Source organism: Mesorhizobium sp. M4A.F.Ca.ET.020.02.1.1 (assembly GCF_004022645.1).
Lineage (GTDB): Bacteria > Pseudomonadota > Alphaproteobacteria > Rhizobiales > Rhizobiaceae > Mesorhizobium.
Map to the genome: position 1 here is coordinate 1 of NZ_RZOI01000774.1, position 2,736 is coordinate 2,736.

Annotated in this window: 3 protein-coding genes and 1 pseudogene; all 4 read left to right on the plus strand. The window is 67.1% G+C overall.

Annotated elements, in window-relative coordinates; translation table 11 throughout:
* Positions 1 to 1,110, plus strand: a 1,110-nt coding sequence (gene argE / locus EN742_RS30885) for an acetylornithine deacetylase (RefSeq protein ID WP_245492434.1), incomplete at its 5' end; no start/stop codon positions are given.
* A 12-nt stretch (positions 1,111 to 1,122) separates the two neighbouring features.
* A complete protein-coding gene (locus EN742_RS30890; protein WP_128333660.1) occupies positions 1,123 to 2,046 on the plus strand; it encodes a glyoxylate/hydroxypyruvate reductase A in 924 nt (307 codons plus the stop codon).
* A 24-nt stretch (positions 2,047 to 2,070) separates the two neighbouring features.
* Positions 2,071 to 2,424, plus strand: a complete 354-nt coding sequence (locus EN742_RS30895; RefSeq protein WP_127407161.1) for a cupin domain-containing protein — start codon at positions 2,071 to 2,073, stop codon at positions 2,422 to 2,424.
* Positions 2,425 to 2,568: 144 nt separating this feature from the next.
* Positions 2,569 to 2,736 (plus strand): annotated as a pseudogene (locus tag EN742_RS39740) (aldehyde dehydrogenase); the annotation flags it as partial.

Consider the following 2,736-nt stretch of genomic DNA (forward strand, 5'->3'; position numbering starts at 1 on the left):
ATCCTCGACCGTCTCGTCGCCTTTCCATCGGTCGCCGGCGAGCCGAATGGCGACATCGCCGGCTGGATCGAGGCCCATCTCGCGCAGCACGGAACGCAAGTCAGCCTGCTCCAAGGGCCTGAGGGCGATCGTTTCAACCTGTTCGCAACGATCGGCCCCGCCGATGTGCCGGGCTTCATCCTGTCCGGCCACATGGACGTCGTCCCCGCCGGCGAGCCACATTGGAGCTCGGCTCCTTTCACGCTGCGCCGGGAAGGCGAACGGTTCTATGGACGCGGCACCACGGACATGAAGGGGTTTCTGGCAGCAGTGCTCGCGGCTGTGCCTGCACTGACGAAACTGCGCCTGGCCAGACCGATCCACCTCGCCTTCTCCTACGACGAGGAGGTCGGATGCCGCGGCGTGCCGCATTTGATCGCCCGCCTTCCCGAACTTTGCGCGAAACCACTCGGCGTCATCGTCGGCGAGCCGAGCGGCATGCGCGCCGTGCGCGGCCACAAGGGCAAGGCGGCGGCTCGGGTGACGGTCAACGGGCGGTCCGGCCATTCGTCGCGACCCGATCTCGGGCTCAACGCCATCCATGCCATGGCTGCGGCGCTGGGCGCGGCCGTCAGCGAAGCCGAGCGGCTGACGTGCGGTCCGTTCGACCCCGCCTTCGAGCCGCCCTATTCCTCGCTGCAGGCGGGCGTGGTGACAGGTGGGCAGTCAGTCAACATCATTCCAGACACCTGCACGCTGGACCTGGAGGCCCGCGCCATACCCGGCGTCGACCCGGCCAGCCTGCTCGCGCCGGTCAAGGCGCGAGCCGAAGCCCTTGCGGTCGGCGGCTTTCGGATCGAGTGGACGCCGATGAGCGCCTATCCGGCGCTGTCGCTGCCGCAGGGCACAGCACTGGCGACACTGTTAGCCGAGCTGACCGGCGAAGCGCCGCTCGCCGCCGTCAGCTACGGCACGGAGGCCGGACTCTACCAGGCCGCCGGCTTCGATGCGATCATCTGCGGCCCGGGCGACATAGGTCGCGCCCACAAGCCCGACGAATACATCCTCGCCAGCGAGCTCGCCGCCTGCCAGCGATTGATCGAGGCGCTGGGCGCCCGCTGCGCGGCTTGAAGGGGAACCGGGATGACGTTCCTGTTCAACTCCGATGCGCGCCGCGGCGCGGTCTTCGGCGAGGCGTTCGCCAGGGAATTGCCGGAGCTTCCCTTCGCCTTGGATGCCGCGACGATCGATGCCGACGCCGTGCGTTATCTGATTACCTGGACCGTGCCGGACAACCTCGCCCGTTACCGCAACCTGGAAATCCTGTTTTCGATCGGCGCCGGCGTCGACCAGTTCCGCTTCGATGCCGTGCCCGCGCAGGTGAAGATCGTGCGCATGGTCGAGGAAGGCATCGTACGCATGATGCAGGAATATGTAACGCTGGCCGTGCTTGCCCTCCACCGAAACATGCCGGCCTATCTGGCGCAGCAGCGCGCCGGCGAATGGCGCGACATACCGCAGCTTCAGGCCGCCTTGCGCCGGATCGGCGTGCTCGGCCTCGGGCAGCTCGGCCAGGCCGTCCTTGATCGCCTAAAGCCTTTCGGCTTCCGGCTCGCTGGCTGGAGCCGCTCGCCGCAGCGGATCGAGGACGTGACCTGCCATCATGGCCGGCCCGGGCTGCAGGAGATGCTCGCGGCCAGCGACATACTGGTCTGCCTGCTGCCGCTGACCGAGGAGACACGTGGCTTCCTCAATGCCGACTTGTTTGCGAAACTGCCCAGGGGCGCCGCGCTCGTCCACACCGGCCGCGGGCCACAGCTCGATCACGAAGCGCTTGTCGCCGCGCTCGACAGCGGCCGTCTGTCGGCGGCGATGATCGACGTCACCGATCCCGAACCGCTGCCGGCAGGTCATTCGTTCTGGTCGCATCCGAAGGTCATCCTGACCCCGCATGTCGCCAGCGTCACCCAGCCGGCGACCGCCGCGCAGGCCGTCATCGACAACATCAGACGCCACCGCGCCGGTCTCGATCCCATCGGGCTCGTCGAGCGGTCGCGCGGCTATTGAAGTCCAAAACCGAAAGGCGATGCTTTGTCCCTGCTCAAATCCGTCGACACCAATCCGAACTTTTCGCCACGCGAATCCAAGGCATTGCCGGAGCGGCTGATTGCCGGCGACCCTGCCTTCAAGACCTGGGCGCAGGATGCCGCGAAGGACGACTTGGTCCATACCGGCGTCTGGGAGGCGACACCGGGCGAGACGCGCTCGATCAAGGGCGAGACATTCGAGTTCTGCCACATCCTCTCCGGCGTCGTCGAAATCACCCCCGACGCCGGCCAGGCGGTGACCTACCGGGCTGGCGACAGCTTCGTGATGAAGCCGGGCTTCACCGGGGTCTGGAAGACGATCGAAACGGTGCGCAAGATCTACGTGACGGTCAGCTGAACGGTCGGCGCGGTTTCAAGCGGCAGCGACAGATTTTGCCGTCGCGTGCGGCCGGCACGCAACAATCGTCCGCAGCGGTTCGCCGAACGATGCATGCTGCTTGCCCGCCCGCGCTAGGCTGCGGCCAACGCTAGGTGGTTGCCCATGAGCCTGAGCTTCGATCCGAACACGGTTCCCCTTCCCGTCGGCCATTTTGTCGGCGGGGAAATGATCGCGGCCGAGGGCGCGATCGAGATGCGCCGGCCGTCGGACGGCAAGGAATATGCCGCCTGCCCCGTGGCCGGCGCCGACATGATCGACCGTGCGGTGGAG

Excerpts from the sequence above, each read along its gene's own strand:
- EN742_RS30890 (WP_128333660.1), top strand. The coding sequence starts at position 1,123 with ATGACGTTCCTGTTCAACTCCGATGCGCGCCGCGGCGCGGTCTTCGGC.